The organism is Glutamicibacter protophormiae (assembly GCF_016894325.1).
GTDB classification, from domain to species: Bacteria; Actinomycetota; Actinomycetes; order Actinomycetales; family Micrococcaceae; genus Glutamicibacter; species Glutamicibacter protophormiae.
Genome location: NZ_CP069806.1, coordinates 3,212,430 through 3,228,915, shown reverse-complemented (window position 1 = coordinate 3,228,915; position 16,486 = coordinate 3,212,430). Strand labels below are relative to the sequence as shown.

Genomic DNA, 16,486 nt, shown 5'->3' with positions numbered 1-16,486 from the left:
CCGCCGTTCTGCGTACGGGAGCGGAAGCTTGTCCGGGGGTCGGATTTGGTAGCGTCGGGGCATGAGCGGATTCCCTGACTTCCAACCGGTGCGGCGCGTGGCCGAGCATTCCCTGGCCCCGATGCCGCGCGGTGAATGGCCGGCCACCATCCCCGCCGTGGCGCAGCTGCTCGACGACGGCCTGGAGCTGGCCGCGCTGACGGTGCTGGTGGGGGAGAACGGCTCGGGGAAATCCACCATCGTGGAAGCCATCGCCGCCGCCTACGGGCTGAACGCGGAGGGCGGCACCATCAACGCGCACCACCAGACCCAGCCCACCGAATCGCGGCTTTCAAGGCACCTGCAGCTGGTGCGCAGCGCCGGGGCTTCGCGGGCAGGGGTGTTCCTGCGCGCCGAAACCATGCACGGGCACTTCGCCTACCTGGATTCCATCGGCTCCGCCGGGATGCACAACTTCCAGAGCCACGGCGAATCCTTCATCGAGTTCTTCACCGACCGCTCGCGGATCAATGGGCTGTGGATCTTCGATGAAGCGGAGTCGGCCCTGTCCTTCAACGGCTGCCTGATGCTGCTCTCGCACATCAGCGACCTGCTCAGGGCCGGATCCCAGGTCATCATGTCCACCCACTCGCCGATCCTCGCCTCCCTGCCGCAGGCAAGGCTCTACGAGGTCGGCGAATGGGGACTGCGCGAAAGCACCTACGACGACCTGGAGATGGTGCGCAACTGGCGGCTGTTCCTCGATGCGCCGGGGCGCTACCTGCGGCACTTCGAGAACTGAGTTATTCCGACTCTGCCTCAACCGCCGCCCCGGCCAGGACCAGATCCTCCCAGGCCATGCCCGAGCTCTTGAAGACCACCGGCCCGTTCCCGCGCAGCAGCTGCGGCTCCCGGACCGCGCGGGCCATCGGCACCAGGTCCTGCGCGGACAGCTCGCCCTCGGCGATGGCCATGACGACATCGCCGCATTCGCGCAGCGCGGTGGCGATGTCCTCGACCACCACGGTGGAGCGTCCCAACAGCGCGGCGGGCAGCTCGCGGGCATCCGGCTCGTGGGATCCCACCGCCACCACCACGGCGGCGGGACCGACCAGCTGCGCGTCGAACAACGGCTCGCGGGATGTGGTGGTGCAGAGCACCAGGCCGGCGGCCGCCGTCGCCTCATCGGCCCGGCTGCTGCCTGCGGCCACCACCTCGATGTCCTCCAGGTGCGCGTAGTTCTGGGCGGAACGCACCACGGCGGTCACCGATTCGATCTCGCGGCGGCCCTGGAGCACCGCCCGCAGGGTCAACAGGTGGGACATGCCCTGCTGCCCGGCGCCGTAGAGCACCACGCGCAGCGGGCCATCGCCGGCCAGCAGCGCATCCTCGACGGCGGCCAGCGACACCGCGGCGGTGCGTACATTGGTCAGCGCCACCCCGTCGATCAATTGGCGCGGGGTCAGCGTTTCGGAATCGAAGAGGATGTAGGTTCCCTGGATGCGCGGCAGGTTGCGCGCGGGATTGCCCGGGGCGACGGAAAGCACCTTGATGCCGGCGATCTCTCCGGCCTCCGAGGGCATGAGCAGGAACTCGCCGGAACTCAACCGGCTGCTGATCCGCTGGTGGTCCTCGGCGGGATCGAAGCCCGCGCGCAGGGTGTCGCGCAGCGCGCGCACGGCGCGGACCGGGCTGACGCGGTCGTAGAATTCGCCGGCGGTCAGGTAGGGGATCGAGGTGCTCATCGCAGCACGAATCCCGGAGTCAGTTCATCGCGCGGATCCACGATGAAGGTGTGCTCGCCGGTCTGGTAGGCGGCGCCGGTGACCTGCGGGATGACCGCAGAATACCCGTCGACCTGCCGGTGCTCCAGGACTACGGCCTGGAACTGCGATCCGACAATTGAACCATGCTGCAGCAGCTGGCCCGCGGCGAGGATGCCGCGGTCGGTGAGCGTGGCGACGCGGGCGCTGGTACCCGAGCCGCAGGGGGAGCGGTCCACTTCTCCGTCAGCGAAGACCGTGGCGTTGCGCTGGATCACCTCGCCCCCGGTTGAGAGATCCTCGAACACGATCGTCCCGTAGATGCCGCTGAGCCGTGCATCGACCGGGTGCTGGGCATGGAATGAATCGTTCAGGGCCCACTTGATTTCGCGGCCGATCGCGATGATCTCCCCGTAGTTCTCGGGGGTGACGCTCAGCCCGACCGAGGCAGCATCAAGCTGGGCGTAGATGGCGCCGCCGAAGCTGACGTCCACGGTCACTTCCCCGCGCGCGGTCTGCACTGCGACGTCCTTGGAGATGACGTAGCTGGCCACGTTGATGAAATCCGCGTGGGTGACCGCACCGTGGGCATCGGCGTGGACGCGGGAGATGACCCTGCCCGATGGCATGTCGATGACCACATCGGTCACGCCGGATGGATCCGGCGGCACGATGCCGTGTTCCAGGGCCCAGATGCCCAGGGCGATGGTGCCGTGGCCGCAGGCGGTGGAGAACCCGTCCTTGTGCCAGAACAGCACGCCGAAGTGCGCGCCGTCGTCGTTCGGCTCGGTGACGAAGCCGCCGTACATGTCTGCATGCCCGCGCGGCTCGAAGCACAGGATCTGGCGGATCCGCTCCACCTGGGGTGAATTCATGGCGAAGACGCGCTTGGAAGGAACGTCAAGACCTTCGAGGGCCACGGGCAAGTCCGTCACGATGCGGAACGGCTCGCCCGCGGTGTGGTAGTCGATGCTGGTGTACTTTTCGGCTGGCATTCAGGCTCTCCGTCGGGGTCTGGATGATGCGGGAAGGCGGGTGGTCAATGATTTGAACACAGAATCCTCAGTGCTATGTAATATATTACTTGCTTCTTGGCGCCGAGAGAGCTTCCGGGGCTATGTGCACGGCAGGCTCTAGGCATAGAATTATTCGCCAGATTCGGGAACCATCCATGCTTCCCCTAAGGTTAAAGATGCAGACGAAGGGATGGCACGTGGCCAAGAAACAATCAATTTGGGCTCGAATTTTCGGTATCGGCAAGGCGAACGCCAATGCGGCAATCGACGCGCTGGAAGACCCCAAGAAGATGCTGGACCAGACCGTCCGCGACTACACGAACAACATTGCCGAAGCCGAGCAGGCGGTGGCCCAGACCATCGGCAACCTGCGTATGGCCGAGGAGGACCTGGCCAAGGCGCAGAACGAAGCGAATGAATGGGGCTCCAAGGCCCTGGCCGCCTCGAACAAGGCCGAGGAATTCGCCGCTTCGGGCGATGCCGCCAACCAGCAGAAGTTCAACCAGCTGGCGACCGTCGCGATCCAGCGCCAGATGGCCGCGGAGAAGAAGGCCGGTGCGCTGGCATCCACCGTCGGAACCCAGCGCGAGGTCGTGGACAAGCTCAAGACCGGCCTGAACACCATGCAGACCAAACGCCAGGAACTGGTGTCCAAGCGTGACGAGCTGGTGGCCCGCGCCCGCAACGCCAAGACCCAGAACCAGATGATGGACACCATCAAGGCCCTGGACATCAACGACCCGAGCAGCGAGATCAGCCGCTTCGAGCAGAAGATCCGCCAGGACGAGGCGAAGGTCCGGGGAGCGGCCGAACTTGCGGCATCTTCCCTCGACTCGCAGTTCGCGCAGCTCGAAGACCTGGGCGCCGCCACCGAGGTCGACGCGCGCCTCGCGGCGCTGAAGGCGGCCAACGCTCCGGCGGCAGAGATTCTGGAAGAGTCCGACGGAGCAGCGCAGCTGGAGGCCGCCGCCCCGGAAATGTCGGAAATCGAGGCGCGCCTGGCTGCCATGAAGAAGAACCAGGCCTAGGGCACCACCAGCGGCATGCACGCCCGGGCGGTGTGGGACTTGTAGTTCCACGCCGCCCGGTTTTCCGTTTTCGGTCGAGGAACCTCAACGTCGAGCGGTTCTCCCGGAGGCCGCAGCATCGCGCAAAGCCAGCCAGCGGTTCCGAGGGGAGCGCAACAGGGGGTGATTCCACGGCGCATGCCAGCGGAAGCAGCGGCCGGCATGCTCCGGTGCGGATTCCGGCAAGTGCGCAGGTCAATGACGTGCCGCTGTTGCGGATGCGGCAAGTTCTGGCACCGACAAGTTGGGTCCGGCTCGTTCGCGCAAGATTTCTTTTCACTTTCCATTGACATATGCAGGCAATCACCTGCATGATGTTTGCATGAAGGACATGGAAGCCGATCTGGGACTCGCCTTCAAAGCCTTGGCAGATCCCACCCGGCGACTATTGCTGGACCAGTTGCGCCGCCGCGACGGCCAGACGCTGGGCGAGTTGTGCGGCAATATCAGCATGGCTCGACAGTCCGTCACCCAGCACCTGGATGTGCTGGCCTCCGCCCATCTGGTCACCGTTGTTCGTCGCGGACGGGAACGTCTGCATTTCCTTAATCCCGTGCCAATCCACGCGATTGGCGAGCGTTGGATCTCCGCCTATGAAGTTCCGCGTTTGGAAACACTTTCTGCGATCAAGCATCAAGCTGAGGACTCAGCCATGACAAACAGCTCATCGAACATCCCCTCCTACGTGTACGTGACCTATATCCAAGCCAGCGCGGAAGATGTGTGGAACGCGCTCACCGATGCGGACATCTCGGCCCGGTACTGGGGCCATGCGAACATTTCCGACTGGCAGCCCGGTTCTCCCTGGGAGCATCGACGCGTCGACGGGTCCGGCGTCAGCGACGTCTACGGGCAGGTGCTTTCCGCAGACCCGCCCAATGAACTAGTGATCACCTTCGAAGATTCGGATGAACCTCGCGAGCACGGCTCGTCGGTGGTGCACTTCCGGATTGAACCCCACGAAGGCATTGTGCGATTGACCGTCCGCCATGAGAATCTGCCGAATCTGGACATGCGCAACGGCATCGCGCAGGGGTGGCCTGCGGTGCTGGCCAACCTGAAATCGCTGTTGGAAACCGGGTCGGTACTGCCGACCGAGCCGTGGAACATGCCGGTGGGGGAACACTCGTGAGCGAAACCGACTTCTACGCAGCAGGCCGCTACCTGCAAAACCAGATGGCACGCCTGGGCCCGGAAAACCTCGGCCGGCAAAGCGGCTGCGAACACTGGGATGAACAGCAGCTGGTCAATCATGTGGCCCAGGTGGCCACCGCCATCGGCGATACCGCTGGCGGCCAGCGCTTCTCGGTTTCCGAGCACGCCGAGACGATCGCCAGTACACCCGCCGAAGCATCCGCCGCCGTGCAGCGCGCGCTGGAGCTGCTCGATAGCGGACCCCTGCGTGCAATGTCGTCGATCGAGTTCACCGCACATGCCTGGGACATCGGGATCGGACTGGACCCGGACCATCGGATCCCCGGCGAGCTGGCCGAGTCGATTCTGGTCCTGGCTCGAAAGATGCTCACCGACGATTCGCGCGGTTCGCATTTCGCACCCCGGCAGCAGGCGCGCCACGGAGCCAACGCCTCGGAGCAGCTCATCGCCTTCCTGGGGCGTCTTCCGAAGACGACGGCCGCCAACCCGTGAGACGAGTTTGGCAGTATCCTGCCAACGGGATCAGCCTCGCCGTCCACAGCCGGGCGACGGGGCCGGCCCGTTTTAGGCCGGTTCTCCTGCTCCCCGGCACCGGGGCGACCGCACGCGACTGGGACTCCGTCGCCGGGGACCTGGCCCGCGACCGCGTGGTGCATGCAGTGAATCTGCGCGGGCATGGGCTCAGCAGCTGGCCCGGTGACTACAGCATCGAGGCCATGGGCAGGGATGTGCTGGGACTGCTGCCGGTACTGGGCGGGTCCCTTGACCTCGTGGGGCATTCGCTGGGAGGACTGGTAGCCGCTCGCGTCGCCCGGGAGAGCCGGCAAGTATCCCGCTTGGTGCTCGAAGACGTGGGTTTGCCGCACCCCAGGGTTCCGGCCATCCCCGCCCGGCCGGACGGGCCGCTGGATTTCGATTGGACCGTGGTTGAACAGATTCGTCCGCAGATTGACCGGCCGGATCCGCAGTGGCCGCAAATCTTTGCGGGGGTTTCCATCCCCACCATGGTCATTGGGGGAGGGACCCAAAGCTTTGTTCGCGCCGACCACGTTGAGCAGCTCGGCCGCCTCGTGGCGGATTGCCGCGTGCACCATCTGCAGACCGGCCACCTAGTGCATGCCACCGACCCGGAAGGGTTTGTGCGGCTCGTTCGCGAGCACCTCGACTACCCCTGGCCTCGGGCCGAACGGCGCTAGGCGCCGCATCGGGGAAAACAGACAGGCAGTGCGCCGGTCGATGGCCGACCGGCGCACTGTCTGGTGCTGGCTGTTGAACTGCTGTTACTTGCTGTTGGCTTCAGCTCCCGGGAGCAGCACCGCCGAGCCGGCGGAGACATCCACGGTGACCTTGTTCGGGGAGCTGCTGGAAGTATCCAGCTTGTTTTCCACCGACCCGGCCGAAACATCCGAGGCCACGTTGTAGCTGGTGTCAGGCAGGGTCAGATTCAGCATGCCGGCGCTGACCTGGGCCGTGACCGTGCTTGGTGCGCTGCCGGTCAACTTGGCGTCCATGCGTCCGGCGGAGACATCCAGTTTCGCCGACTCCACCGCATCCAAGGTGAGGTCCGCCCGCCCGGCGCCCAGCGTCGCGTCGAGGGTGCTGGCCGCGCCGTTGACCGTCAGGTCTCCAGCGCCGACATCCAGGCCGAGATCCTTGAAGTTGCCGTCGGCCCGGAATTCTCCGGCGCCGAGGTCGAATTTTGCATCTAGCTGCCCGTTGTTCAGCTCCCGGGGCAGGGTCAGCGTGACCTGATTGTCCCATTTGGTGCAGCTGAAGAAGCAGAAGTTGTTCCAGCCGGCCGGTGGCCGCACCACCAGCTCGTCGCCCGAGCGGCGCAGGGTCCAGCCGCTGCCCGAGGAGGTTTGCACGTCTAGGACCGCTTCGGTGGTGTCGGAGAATTCCAGGGTGAACGTTCCGGAGCTCGCCTCGACATCGAGCGACGCGAGGCCCCGGGCATCGGCGGTCTGCACCACGTGGCTGCTGCTCAGCGAGGCAGCGGCGTCCCGCGCCGCGCCGATCGCCATGGTCAACAACGCCAGTACGCCGATCACGGCCAGGATGATGTTCAGGGTCTTGGCCGAACCCCGGGGTGCGGGGTCCTGCGGAGGCAGCGGATTCAGTGTCTGGGTACTCATGGCTTCGTCCTGTCTGTGCGGTTGGCGCCCAACGTTTCGATGTGGGCCAGGGTGGCCAGCACGCGCCGGTTGCCCATTCCATCGGCTTCCAGTCCGAGCTTCTGGAAGATGGAGGTGATGTATTTTTCGACGCTGGCCTCGGAGAGGAACAGCAATGCGGCGATGGCCTGGTTAGACTTGCCCTCGGCCAGGGCTGCGAGCACGGTGCGTTCGCGGTCGGTCAGTTGCTGCATCTTTGAATCATGGTTTCGCCGGGTCAATAGCTGTGCCACCACTTCTTGATCCAGTACGGTGCCGCCGGAGGCGATCTGCTCCAGCGAGGCGATGAAGTCCGCGACATCCGCCACCCGGTCCTTGAGCAGGTAGCCCAAGGCGCCGGACTGCGTGGCGATCAGCTCCGAGGCGTAGCGCTCCTCCACGTATTGGGAGAGCACCAGCAGCGGGAGGCTAGGATAGCGGCTGCGGACAGCCAGCGCCGCGCGGATGCCCTCGTCGGTGTAGGACGGCGGCAGCCGGACATCCAGGATGCAGATCTGCGGAAAGTCCTCCGGCGGGGCAGTCTCCAGGAAGCCCATGATTCCGCTGGTGTCCGGCAGGTCGGCCACGACTTCGTGGCCAGAGTGGGCCAGCAGGCGGACCAGTCCTTCGCGCAGCAGGACCGAATCTTCACAGATCAAGACGCGCATGGCACGTTCACCTCCAGTGCGGTGGGGCCGCCCTGCGGGCTGTCCAGGGTGATGGTTCCCCCGGCTGCGAGCACACGGTTTGAAATGCCGTCCAGCCCGCCGCCGGGGACGATGCGTGCGCCTCCGGTGCCGTTGTCCTCGATGCGCGCCCACAGCATCGGCTGCGCCTGGCCGTTGGCGCGCTCGCGCACCGTGACCCGGCAGTTCGAGGCCCGCGAGTGCTTGGCCGCGTTGGTGAGGGCCTCGGCGATCGCGAAATACACCGCCGCCTCAGCATGCCGGGCATAGCGTCCCGTGAGCTGCACGTCGAGCTGGACCGGGATGTGGGAGCGTCCGGCGATGGCCGACAGCGCCGCATCCAGCCCGCGGTCATCCAGTACCGAGGCATAGATGCCCCGGGTTAGCTGCCGCAGTTCGGTGATGGCCGACTTGGTGGAGGCATGCGCCTCGGCCACCAGGGCCTTGGCCTGCTCAGGGTCGCTGTCGATCTGCTGGTGCGCCAGGCCGAGGGTCATGGCCACGGAAACCAACCGGGGCTGGACCCCGTCGTGCAGGTCGCGTTCGATGCGGGTGCGTTCAAGCTCCGCGGCGCGCATGGCGCCTTCGCGCTGCACCGCGGTGGTGCGCACGCGTTCGGTCAGTTCGGTCTCGCGGGCGGTGGAACCGATGATGCCCACGGTGACCGCTCGATGCATGAAGATCATGGCCACGGCCAGCGCCGCGCCGAGCAGCGCGAGCACCAGCATCCAGGGAGCCTGGCTGGCGGGGAGATCCATGCCGAAGGGGCCGATGACGGTTTCCGCCTGGGTGAGCGGGGCGAAAGCGGTAATGCACAGCCGGATCATCCATTCCAGTCCGCTGAGCATGGTGGCGCCGGCGAAGCAGGAAATGGCAAAGCTGCCGAAGGCCGCCCACATGCGGCCGTTGGCCAGATTGCGTCCCAGCGAGCGGACGTAGGCTCCGAACCCCGGTTGCTGGCTGGGGCGCCAGGACAACGGGGCGACACGGAGGCCGTAGAGATCCGAGACCCGCCGAATCTCGAAACGCGCCAGGCCGAAGATCGCGTAGAGCAATCCGGTCAGCATCAGAAGCCCGAAGCCCAGCAGGAAGGTCAATCCGACGCCTGCAGCAAACCAGGCAATGACCAGCGGGAGGACGACCACCCCGAGGGTTCCAAGAGCTGCCAGATGCAACAGCGTTAAGCCAAGCCGCAACGGGGGACGGGCAGGAAGCGCGCCCGGTTGGGTCTGCAGTGTTGAAGTCATGACTCAATACTATTTTGGAGCGTTTTTCGGCGACACCGAGGGAACCGGAGAACATAGGTAGGGAAAACCCGAATTCCGCATCGTGGGGAGGTGGCAGACTGATGCCATGCACAATCTGGTAGCCGCGGTATTCGTCGAACCGGTGGCACGCGAGCAGTACTTCCTGCGCGAAGACTGGCCGCTGCACATCACCCTGCTGCGCTTCGACCTGCCAGAGACGCCCCGGATGCTGGAGCGCTGCGCCGAACAATTGGCCGAAGCCGCCCGTCCCGCGCTGGGGGCGCGGTTGGAAATCGCCGAGCACGCCTGGTTCGGACGGCAGGAAAACCTGCTGGTGTCGCTGGTGAAACCCGATCCGGCGTTGCAACTGCTGCATGAGCGGTTGTGCGGGGTCGTGCTGGAGAACCAGGGGCGCATCGCCTCCGTCCGGTTCACCGGGCCCGGCTAACGTCCGCACATCACCCACCACCACGGCCGCAGCCGCACGCAGGGAGACGCCGTTGCCCTGGACCAAGTCGCGCTGGTGGACATGGCCCCGGGCGGAGACCACGCGTGGCGCCGGGTACTTCATGTGGTGCGGCAACGAAGCAGCTGAGCGCCCCGCGGCCAGGGAATTAATCTGGAGTTGGCATTGCTTTCGCCGACCGGACAACAGACGGCCCTAGATTGGCCATTATGGGCAGGCTATTTGTTGCGGTGGGCGACTCCTTCACCGAAGGAGTCGGAGACTGGGATCGGAGGCTGCCCAATGGGGTGCGCGGCTGGGCGGACCGCGTGGCCAAGCAGCTCTCCAAGGCAGATCCCAGTTGGCGATACGCCAATCTCGCGATCCGAAGCCGACGGCTGGACCGGATCATGGACGAGCAGATCGACGCCGCCATCGCGCTGAACCCGGACATCATCAGCTTCTATGCCGGCGGCAACGACATCCTGGAAGTGCGGCAGGACATGGACCGCTTTCTCGACCGCTACGAAGCGGCGGTGGACCGCTTGGCCGCTTCCGGGGCGCAGATCCTGCTGTTCACCGGATTCGACATCCCGGTGCACCCTGCCCTGGTCCCGTTCAAACGCCGGAATTGGAAGTTCAATGACAGGGTCCGGGAGCTGGCCCGCAAACATCCGGACACCGTGACTTTGGTCGACTACTGGGCCTGGGACATCTACCATGACCAGCGCCTGTGGGACATCGACAAGCTGCACATGAACCGCGCAGGCCATCGCTACATGGCCATCAGGATCCTGGAGCTCCTCGGAGCCCAGCACCAGCTGGAGTTCCGACCGCTGGGAGACGCGCAGCGCTTGGGTCCGTTGCAGCTTGTCCAGCGGGATATCGAATGGATGCGCCAATGGGTGCTGCCGATGTTCGGGAGACGGCTGCGCGGAATCACCTTGGGAGATAGCCTCAAACCACGTTGGGAAACGCCGATCTATCCGGCGAAAGGCATGAAAAAACAGTTCCGCAGACGCCTGCGGGCGGCTGCGGAACTGCAGAACGGCGATGTCGAAGGGTATCTGCGTTAGCTACGTGCCGGGATTCTCCATGGCTTCCTGGCTCATCCATGCGATTTCCCAGACATGGCCGTCGGGATCCTGCACTGCGGCCTGGTACATTCCGGGAAAAGGCTCATCGGCCGGCCGGTAGATCGCTCCGCCTCCGGCTTGGGCACTGGCGACAAACTCGTCGACTTCTTCGCGGGTATCCGCCGACAACGCATTGAGGCATTCGCGGTGGCCCGGGCCCACGGCCGGCTTGTCCTCGCCCACGAGGAAGCTCGAATAGAACTCTTCCTGCAGAACCATCACCAGAATGTTCTCTGCGATGATCCATGAGGTCGCATTCTCATCCGAGAAGGTGTCGTTCTTGGTGAAGCCCAAGGCTGAATAGAACTTGTCGGCCCGCGCCAAGTCCGAGGTTGGAAGGTTGACGAATATCATCCGGCTCATGGGAGACTCTCTTCGATATTGGATGGGATGAAGGCAATTCAGTCTCAGTACTCTTCCGCATGGCAGGCCCGTGCGCAATGGTTTTGTCGAATTTCGCGGACAAGCGAGAAAACCGTGAATGAGGCATGTCGGTGCCGGCTGCCGGCGGGGCCGCAACGGAAACTGGCCATATGTGGAAAACCAGCATTTCTCCTGTGGCGGCATTGACTGTTGCGGTGCTCTTCGCCGGCATCGGAATCTGGCGTGCCAGCGAGGCAGAGCCTTGGCAGGGCGGTGCAATGTTTACACTGGCCGCGATCTGGGTAGCGGTGGCTATGCGCCAAGCCCGAAAAGGCGAGCGCTAGCAGCTTGTCGATCGATAGCGCGGCGCAAAGTAAAACGCCGCAGTTCCCGCGCTGATCAAGCGCGGAAACTGCGGCGACGTCACTGACCGACAACCGGGGGTATGGCTGCGGGTATCGTGCTGAAACCTAGATGAGGGCCTTGGTGATTTCCAGCGGGATACGATCGCGGGTGTAGGTGATCTGGTCGTAGCCGTGAGGCTCCGGCTTGCCATCCGGGCCCATGTTGACGAACACCAGCTTTTCGATGGTCAGGATTGATTGCTGGGTGAAGATATTGCGGACTTCTGCACGCAAGGTGATCGAGGTGCGTCCGAAATCGATGGCGGTCAAGCCCATCTCGATCAGGTCGCCTTCCTTGGCGGAGGCGATGAAGTTGATCTCGGACATGAATTTGGTGACCACGTGCTTGTTGCCGAGCTGGATGATCGAGTAGATCGCGGCTTCCTCGTCGATCCAGCGCAGCAAGCTGCCGCCAAACAGCGTGCCGTTTGCGTTCAAATCTTCTGGGCGAACCCACTTGCGCGTATGAAAAGTAATACCCTTAGCCATACTCAAAATGCTAGGCCAGGTAAGGGGCAGTCCGCTGTAAGTTGCTGCACAATGTAGGTGAAAACACATGGCTTTGCGACATACGGCAATCTTGCGTCGACTCTTGGCTTTGGCGGGAAGACCGCGGCGACATGGCCGGCATGCGACAGCGCCGTGCATTCTGTGGCTGGATGGCAGCAGGGCGCTGCGTGCCAATGACCTGTGCTGTTGATAGTCTCGGAACCTGGCCAGATTTAGATTTCTCCGACGAAGAGCAAGGTGATCATGTCCTTTACCTCGGACGGGAATGAGAGCATTCCTACCGATTTTGATGATGTTGTCCAGCAGGTATCCACCGGTACCCTCGCCCATCAACGCATCGATGAGCTTCTGCTCGAAGCACATGAACGCTACTCGGATGTTGATGAGGGCCTGCTTGCCCACTACATACCTATCCTGGGGCAGGTCGAGCCGGACACCTTCGCAATTTCCATGTCGCACGTCGGCGGCACCGTGCACGGGGCGGGCGACTGCCACCACCAGTTCTCCATCCAGTCCATCTCCAAGATGTTCGTCTACGCCCTGGTGCTCCAGGAGCACGGACACGAAGCCGTCCATGAAAAGATCGGCGTCAACAACACCGGCATGCCGTTCAATTCCGTGATGGCAGTCGAGCTGAACAACGGGCACCCGATGAATCCGATGGTCAATGCCGGAGCCATTGCGACGACCGAAATGATCGCAGGCAAGAGCGCCGCCAAGAAGTGGGAGAACGTCCGCGAAGGACTATCGGCTTTTGCCGGCCGTCCGCTGACGCTGGACGACGAAGTCTACGAATCCGAATCCGAAGCGAACGAACGCAACAAGGCACTAGGCCGACTGCTCAAGAGCTATGGGCGGCTGGACGGGGATCCGAACAATGCGGTGGACACCTACACCAAGCAGTGTTCGCTGAACGTCACCGCACACGACCTGGCAGTCATGGGAGCGACCCTGGCCGATGGTGGCATCAACCCGGTGACGGGCCAACAGGTGGTCAGCGCGGACGTCTGCCGCGACACCCTGGCCACCGTCGCCACCAACGGACTATATGAACGTTCCGGGGACTGGCTGTTCGAGATCGGGATCCCAGCCAAGTCCGGGGTTTCCGGGGGCATCGTTGCGGTCGCCCCGGGCAAGGGCGCCATCGGCGCGTTTTCTCCGCGTCTGGACATGGCGGGGAACTCCGTGCGCGGGCAGCTGGCCATCGGCCACCTTTCGCGCGCGCTGGGCCTGAACCTGTTCGCCTCGGCTCCGGATTCCGGCAGATAGCCGGCAAAATTCCGTGTGGCTGACCGGCTATTTCATTGGACCGGTCGGCCAGTCTTTGTTGCCTGCCCGGAGTCGCCGGCTGGCCAGCTGGACGGCGGATCCGGCCAAGCCTGCGGAATTTTCCCCGCGGTTTTCATATGGTCTAGTCACCGTATGATTTCCCGCTCCGGCTGAGGGCTTGGAAATAACCGATCGGTGAGAGGTTGCGCCGGCGGGATCGTGGTGCGTTGAAGGTGTCTGATCGCATGTTGTGCCCGGGTGGGAATCCGGATTCACTCGAAAGTAAGTGCGCGGGGAGCGCTCGGAACTTTTGAGGATTTGAATCATGAAGAAGATAACCAAGGCAACCATCGCTGCGGCCGCCGCCGGTGTCCTGCTGGTGACTGGCGCCGGAACCGTCGCGCTGTGGCAGCAACTGGAAACCGTTGAAGCGGGAACCGTGGACACCGGCCACCTGAAACTTACCGTGGACGACAACGGCGTTTGGACCGATGTCAGCGGCGGCGGCGACGGCGTGCCCTTCGACCCTGCCACCGAGCAAATCGTCCCGGGCGACAGCGTGGCCTACACGCAGACCGTGCGAATCGATGCCGAAGGCAAGAACATCCAGGGCGCCCTGTCGGTGGGATCCCTGAAGGCGCTGCCGGAAGCGCTCCAGGACGAGGTAGAGCTCGGCTTGGAAATCGACGGAACTGCCGACGGCCTGAGCCAGTCCGGCAACGTGATTTCCTTTGCCGAAGAGGGTGTCTACCAGGTGCCGGTGAAAATCACGGTGACCTTCCCAGCCGGAACTGCCGCCTCCACGCCCAACGACACCATGGACCAGCCGATCGATCTGAACGCGTTGACGCTGACCCTGGACCAGGTCCGCAGCTAGCCCTTGGCGGATTCTCCGACCGTCATGCCAAAACCCTTGAAGTTCGCCTTCGCAGCGGCCGTGGTCCTGATGCTGGGACTCAGCGCCCAGAACACGGTCGCCGCTTGGCGTGCCGAAGGACAGGTTGACACCGGTTCGATCAAGACCGGCTCACTGAGACTGTTGGCTGGCAACGGGACAGAGTCGGGGAAAGACTACGTATTCCGGGAGCTGCAAACCCAGAACTTACTGCCGGGGTCGTTCGTACAGGCGCCGTTGACCATTTCCAACGCCGGGACGACGCCGCTGGCCTACGGGCTGACGGGAATCACCACCGGAACCGACTCCGCCAGCGCCAAGGACAAGGCTCTGGCGGCGGCTGCGAGGGTTGGCATCTATGCGGACGTGCCGCCTGGAAGCTGCACGGGAACACAGCAGGTCACCGGGCAGCTGCTCTACTCGGGCTCCCTGGCTGCGGGGGCATCCTTCGCCAGCCCGCGTGGGCTTTCAGCTGCGGGGACCGCAGGGGCCTCAGACGTCCTCTGCGTCAGGCTCAGCCTGCCGTCCGGCGCCGCGCAGAGTGCGGCAGGTGGCCGGATGACACCCACCCTCAGCTTCACGGGGCAGCAGAAATGACGGTGACGACGCAGGCGCAACGCCGCAGGGAAGAACAGAAAACCGGGCCGTTCTGGTGGGCTGGTCAGATCGTGTCCTGGCTGGCGCTGTTCACCGTGCTCTGCCTGCTCGCCGTCATGGTGCTCATTCCCAATCTCGGCGGGGGCACGGCCTACACCGTACTCACCGGATCCATGCGGCCGGACTACCCTCCGGGCCAACTGATCGTGGTCAAGCCGGTGCCGGTAGAGGACATCCAAGTGGGCGACGTGCTCACCTACCAGCTGGAATCCGGGAAACCCGGGGTGGTGACCCACCGCGTGGCCTCGGTGAACTCATCGCTGTCGGGCGAACAGCAGTTCGTGCTGCGCGGGGACGCCAACAATACCGACGATGCGCCGATCGTTGCAGAACAGGTTCGCGGCAAGCTCTGGTATTCGCTGCCTTGGCTCGGCTATCTCAATTCAGCGCTCAGCGCCTCGCAGCGGACCTGGCTGGCCTGGCTGGCCATCGGGGGACTGCTGGCCTATTCGCTGGTGATGTTCGCCGGGGCGTGGCGGGATCACCGTAGAAGGAAGACGTCATGAAGATCGCGGCGTCAACGAAAACCGTGCTGTCAGTGCTGCTCGCCGCCGGCCTGCTGGGTGCCGGGATCCCCGGTGCGCACGGCACCGGGAAAGACCCCCGCGGCCTGAGCTACAGCGTGGACGGCGGCGAGTTCCGCGCGACGCCGGAAGCGCTGTTCGGCGGGGAAATCCAGCTTGTTCCGGGCGACCGGCTCAGCGGAGATCTCGCCATCCGCAACGACCGTCCGCACCCCATCGAAGTCACGGTGAAGCCGGTGGTGTCGGCCCCCGCTGCCGGGCTGAAGTTCGGTGTGGCAGGGAACCCCACGGTGCGGCTGGAACCTCGGGAACATGCCAACTTTGCGTTGGAGGCGCGCCTGCCTACTTCTGCCGGAAATTCCTCGCAGGACCGGGCGCGAGCGCTGAGCCTGGCTATCAGCGCGATCGAGGTCACCAGCGGAATTTCGCAGGAACCTGAATTGCCGGACAGCCCGCAGTCTCCGGACCGCCCCGAGCCGCCGGACGCGGACGGGGAACATCCGCCCGATGAACTGGGCTCCACCGGTTTTAGCGGCTGGGCGGCCCCGCTCGCGCTGGGCATGGCCGCGTCCGGAGCGGCACTGTATCTGCGGTCGAAGCGACACGTCGCCCAAACATCGACACCCCAAGGAGGATCTCAATGAGCAGCCGATCGGTACAGGTCAAAGCGATCCTGTCGATGGGAATTCTGGTGGGCTTGGGCGGGGTGTCCACCTTGGCGGCCTGGACCGGAACCGCCACGGCGACCACCAGCATCACCGCCGCAAAGGTATCGCTCGGGGTCGGCGCAACGGCCTCCAGCGCGACCTCCGAAAGCTACACCGTGCCGGTCTCCTCGGTGAACTGGTACCCGGGAGCCAGCGCCGCAGCGGTAGTTGTCGTGAAGAACACCAGCACGGTCGAGCTGCCGTATTCCATCAGGGGCAGCATCACCGACAGCGGCGGCGTCGAATTGGGCAAGGCCATGCAGGTACAGGTGAAGACCGGATCCACGGTCAGCGGCACCGCACCGAGCGCGACTTGTTCCGGCACAGCGGCCATCGTAGATAAGAAAGCTGGATCAGCTTTCGGCGGGTCAGTTGAAGTATCGACACTGGCCGCAGGCGCTTCGGAAACACTCTGCGTGCAGTACTCGCTGCCCGTGACCGCGGCCAACAACCTGCAAGGCGCCACCACGAAGCTGGACCTGGTCTTCACCGGAACGGTGGGGTCATAAG

Annotated in this window: 21 protein-coding genes; 14 read left to right on the top strand and 7 right to left on the bottom strand. The window is 64.3% G+C overall.

What is annotated here, in order from left to right; translation table 11 throughout:
• The first annotated feature begins 61 nt into the window (after window positions 1-61).
• Window positions 62-781, top strand: a complete 720-nt coding sequence (locus JQN66_RS15140; RefSeq protein WP_204675766.1) for an AAA family ATPase — start codon at window positions 62-64, stop codon at window positions 779-781.
• A gap of 1 nt (window position 782) precedes the next feature.
• Here JQN66_RS15140 and JQN66_RS15135 read toward each other — a convergent pair whose 3' ends face one another.
• Together JQN66_RS15135 and JQN66_RS15130 are read right to left on the bottom strand one after the other, a co-directional pair.
• A complete protein-coding gene (locus JQN66_RS15135; protein WP_204675765.1) occupies window positions 783-1,724 on the bottom strand; it encodes an ornithine cyclodeaminase family protein in 942 nt (313 codons plus the stop codon).
• Window positions 1,721-2,737: a proline racemase family protein gene (locus JQN66_RS15130; protein ID WP_204675764.1), complete on the bottom strand. Its 1,017-nt coding sequence runs from the start codon at window positions 2,735-2,737 to the stop codon at window positions 1,721-1,723. The genes JQN66_RS15135 and JQN66_RS15130 overlap by 4 nt, the downstream gene beginning before the upstream one ends.
• Window positions 2,738-2,934: 197 nt before the next feature.
• Between JQN66_RS15130 and JQN66_RS15125 the strand changes: the two genes are divergently transcribed.
• The 4 genes from JQN66_RS15125 (at window position 2,935) to JQN66_RS15110 (ending at window position 6,176) form a co-directional block, all read left to right on the top strand.
• Window positions 2,935-3,786 (top strand): PspA/IM30 family protein, encoded by an 852-nt coding sequence (locus JQN66_RS15125; protein ID WP_204675763.1) that lies wholly within the window; start codon window positions 2,935-2,937, stop codon window positions 3,784-3,786.
• Window positions 3,787-4,147: 361 nt separating this feature from the next.
• Window positions 4,148-4,957, top strand: coding sequence for an ArsR/SmtB family transcription factor (locus JQN66_RS15120; RefSeq protein ID WP_239464039.1), 810 nt, complete (start codon window positions 4,148-4,150; stop codon window positions 4,955-4,957).
• Entirely contained in the window at window positions 4,954-5,472 is a 519-nt protein-coding gene (locus JQN66_RS15115) for a maleylpyruvate isomerase family mycothiol-dependent enzyme (RefSeq protein WP_204675762.1), read from the top strand. Before JQN66_RS15120 ends, JQN66_RS15115 begins: the two co-directional genes overlap by 4 nt.
• The gene (locus JQN66_RS15110) at window positions 5,469-6,176 is read left to right on the top strand and encodes an alpha/beta fold hydrolase (protein ID WP_239464038.1); all 708 of its coding nucleotides are present in this window, start codon (window positions 5,469-5,471) and stop codon (window positions 6,174-6,176) included. The genes JQN66_RS15115 and JQN66_RS15110 overlap by 4 nt, the downstream gene beginning before the upstream one ends.
• Before the next feature lie 84 nt (window positions 6,177-6,260).
• On the opposite strand, the gene JQN66_RS15105 is transcribed toward JQN66_RS15110, so the two are convergent.
• Genes JQN66_RS15105 through JQN66_RS15095 form a run of 3 tightly spaced genes read right to left on the bottom strand, consistent with a single transcriptional unit; the run spans window position 6,261 to window position 9,066 of the window.
• Window positions 6,261-7,115: a DUF4097 family beta strand repeat-containing protein gene (locus JQN66_RS15105; protein ID WP_204675761.1), complete on the bottom strand. Its 855-nt coding sequence runs from the start codon at window positions 7,113-7,115 to the stop codon at window positions 6,261-6,263.
• Window positions 7,112-7,801 carry a response regulator transcription factor gene (locus tag JQN66_RS15100; RefSeq protein ID WP_204675760.1) on the bottom strand — a complete coding sequence of 230 codons (690 nt, stop codon included), beginning with the start codon at window positions 7,799-7,801 and terminating at the stop codon, window positions 7,112-7,114. The genes JQN66_RS15105 and JQN66_RS15100 overlap by 4 nt, the downstream gene beginning before the upstream one ends.
• Entirely contained in the window at window positions 7,789-9,066 is a 1,278-nt protein-coding gene (locus JQN66_RS15095) for a sensor histidine kinase (RefSeq protein ID WP_204675759.1), read from the bottom strand. The genes JQN66_RS15100 and JQN66_RS15095 overlap by 13 nt, the downstream gene beginning before the upstream one ends.
• 106 nt (window positions 9,067-9,172) lie before the next feature.
• Between JQN66_RS15095 and JQN66_RS15090 the strand changes: the two genes are divergently transcribed.
• Both JQN66_RS15090 and JQN66_RS15085 read left to right on the top strand, forming a co-directional pair.
• On the top strand, window positions 9,173-9,514 hold the full coding sequence (locus JQN66_RS15090; protein WP_239464037.1) for a 2'-5' RNA ligase family protein: 342 nt from the start codon (window positions 9,173-9,175) through the stop codon (window positions 9,512-9,514).
• A 227-nt stretch (window positions 9,515-9,741) separates the two neighbouring features.
• Window positions 9,742-10,587: an SGNH/GDSL hydrolase family protein gene (locus JQN66_RS15085; protein WP_204675758.1), complete on the top strand. Its 846-nt coding sequence runs from the start codon at window positions 9,742-9,744 to the stop codon at window positions 10,585-10,587.
• Here the strand turns inward: JQN66_RS15085 and JQN66_RS15080 are convergent, their stop codons facing one another.
• Window positions 10,588-11,010, bottom strand: coding sequence for a VOC family protein (locus JQN66_RS15080; protein WP_204675757.1), 423 nt, complete (start codon window positions 11,008-11,010; stop codon window positions 10,588-10,590).
• A 170-nt stretch (window positions 11,011-11,180) separates the two neighbouring features.
• On the opposite strand from JQN66_RS15080, the gene JQN66_RS15075 reads away from it, so the two are divergent.
• A complete protein-coding gene (locus JQN66_RS15075) occupies window positions 11,181-11,354 on the top strand; it encodes a hypothetical protein (protein WP_204675756.1) in 174 nt (57 codons plus the stop codon).
• A gap of 126 nt (window positions 11,355-11,480) precedes the next feature.
• Here the strand turns inward: JQN66_RS15075 and JQN66_RS15070 are convergent, their stop codons facing one another.
• Window positions 11,481-11,903 carry an acyl-CoA thioesterase gene (locus JQN66_RS15070; protein WP_161448758.1) on the bottom strand — a complete coding sequence of 141 codons (423 nt, stop codon included), beginning with the start codon at window positions 11,901-11,903 and terminating at the stop codon, window positions 11,481-11,483.
• A gap of 264 nt (window positions 11,904-12,167) precedes the next feature.
• On the opposite strand from JQN66_RS15070, the gene glsA reads away from it, so the two are divergent.
• From glsA to JQN66_RS15040, 6 genes are all read left to right on the top strand, one after another.
• Complete coding sequence (glsA, locus tag JQN66_RS15065) at window positions 12,168-13,193, top strand: glutaminase A (protein ID WP_204675755.1); 1,026 nt, start codon at window positions 12,168-12,170, stop codon at window positions 13,191-13,193.
• A 325-nt stretch (window positions 13,194-13,518) separates the two neighbouring features.
• On the top strand, window positions 13,519-14,070 hold the full coding sequence (locus JQN66_RS15060) for an alternate-type signal peptide domain-containing protein (protein ID WP_204675754.1): 552 nt from the start codon (window positions 13,519-13,521) through the stop codon (window positions 14,068-14,070).
• Window positions 14,071-14,094: 24 nt separating this feature from the next.
• Window positions 14,095-14,685: a hypothetical protein gene (locus JQN66_RS15055; RefSeq protein ID WP_204675753.1), complete on the top strand. Its 591-nt coding sequence runs from the start codon at window positions 14,095-14,097 to the stop codon at window positions 14,683-14,685.
• Window positions 14,682-15,251, top strand: coding sequence for a signal peptidase I (locus JQN66_RS15050; RefSeq protein ID WP_204675752.1), 570 nt, complete (start codon window positions 14,682-14,684; stop codon window positions 15,249-15,251). The genes JQN66_RS15055 and JQN66_RS15050 overlap by 4 nt, the downstream gene beginning before the upstream one ends.
• Complete coding sequence (locus JQN66_RS15045; protein ID WP_204675751.1) at window positions 15,248-15,913, top strand: hypothetical protein; 666 nt, start codon at window positions 15,248-15,250, stop codon at window positions 15,911-15,913. Before JQN66_RS15050 ends, JQN66_RS15045 begins: the two co-directional genes overlap by 4 nt.
• Window positions 15,910-16,485 carry a SipW-dependent-type signal peptide-containing protein gene (locus JQN66_RS15040; RefSeq protein ID WP_204675750.1) on the top strand — a complete coding sequence of 192 codons (576 nt, stop codon included), beginning with the start codon at window positions 15,910-15,912 and terminating at the stop codon, window positions 16,483-16,485. The genes JQN66_RS15045 and JQN66_RS15040 overlap by 4 nt, the downstream gene beginning before the upstream one ends.
• The last annotated feature ends 1 nt before the right edge of the window (window position 16,486 follow it).

What these genes read in the sequence shown, in the direction of transcription:
- JQN66_RS15140 (WP_204675766.1), top strand. Translation starts at nt 62, where the DNA reads ATGAGCGGATTCCCTGACTTCCAACCGGTGCGGCGCGTGGCCGAGCAT.
- JQN66_RS15135 (WP_204675765.1), bottom strand. Translation starts at nt 1,724, where the DNA reads ATGAGCACCTCGATCCCCTACCTGACCGCCGGCGAATTCTACGACCGC.
- JQN66_RS15130 (WP_204675764.1), bottom strand. Translation starts at nt 2,737, where the DNA reads ATGCCAGCCGAAAAGTACACCAGCATCGACTACCACACCGCGGGCGAG.
- JQN66_RS15125 (WP_204675763.1), top strand. Translation starts at nt 2,935, where the DNA reads ATGCAGACGAAGGGATGGCACGTGGCCAAGAAACAATCAATTTGGGCT.
- JQN66_RS15120 (WP_239464039.1), top strand. Translation starts at nt 4,148, where the DNA reads ATGAAGGACATGGAAGCCGATCTGGGACTCGCCTTCAAAGCCTTGGCA.
- JQN66_RS15105 (WP_204675761.1), bottom strand. Translation starts at nt 7,115, where the DNA reads ATGAGTACCCAGACACTGAATCCGCTGCCTCCGCAGGACCCCGCACCC.
- JQN66_RS15100 (WP_204675760.1), bottom strand. Translation starts at nt 7,801, where the DNA reads ATGCGCGTCTTGATCTGTGAAGATTCGGTCCTGCTGCGCGAAGGACTG.
- JQN66_RS15095 (WP_204675759.1), bottom strand. Translation starts at nt 9,066, where the DNA reads ATGACTTCAACACTGCAGACCCAACCGGGCGCGCTTCCTGCCCGTCCC.
- JQN66_RS15090 (WP_239464037.1), top strand. Translation starts at nt 9,173, where the DNA reads ATGCACAATCTGGTAGCCGCGGTATTCGTCGAACCGGTGGCACGCGAG.
- JQN66_RS15085 (WP_204675758.1), top strand. Translation starts at nt 9,742, where the DNA reads ATGGGCAGGCTATTTGTTGCGGTGGGCGACTCCTTCACCGAAGGAGTC.
- JQN66_RS15080 (WP_204675757.1), bottom strand. Translation starts at nt 11,010, where the DNA reads ATGAGCCGGATGATATTCGTCAACCTTCCAACCTCGGACTTGGCGCGG.
- JQN66_RS15075 (WP_204675756.1), top strand. Translation starts at nt 11,181, where the DNA reads ATGTGGAAAACCAGCATTTCTCCTGTGGCGGCATTGACTGTTGCGGTG.
- JQN66_RS15070 (WP_161448758.1), bottom strand. Translation starts at nt 11,903, where the DNA reads ATGGCTAAGGGTATTACTTTTCATACGCGCAAGTGGGTTCGCCCAGAA.
- glsA (WP_204675755.1), top strand. Translation starts at nt 12,168, where the DNA reads ATGTCCTTTACCTCGGACGGGAATGAGAGCATTCCTACCGATTTTGAT.
- JQN66_RS15060 (WP_204675754.1), top strand. Translation starts at nt 13,519, where the DNA reads ATGAAGAAGATAACCAAGGCAACCATCGCTGCGGCCGCCGCCGGTGTC.
- JQN66_RS15055 (WP_204675753.1), top strand. Translation starts at nt 14,095, where the DNA reads ATGCCAAAACCCTTGAAGTTCGCCTTCGCAGCGGCCGTGGTCCTGATG.
- JQN66_RS15050 (WP_204675752.1), top strand. Translation starts at nt 14,682, where the DNA reads ATGACGGTGACGACGCAGGCGCAACGCCGCAGGGAAGAACAGAAAACC.
- JQN66_RS15045 (WP_204675751.1), top strand. Translation starts at nt 15,248, where the DNA reads ATGAAGATCGCGGCGTCAACGAAAACCGTGCTGTCAGTGCTGCTCGCC.
- JQN66_RS15040 (WP_204675750.1), top strand. Translation starts at nt 15,910, where the DNA reads ATGAGCAGCCGATCGGTACAGGTCAAAGCGATCCTGTCGATGGGAATT.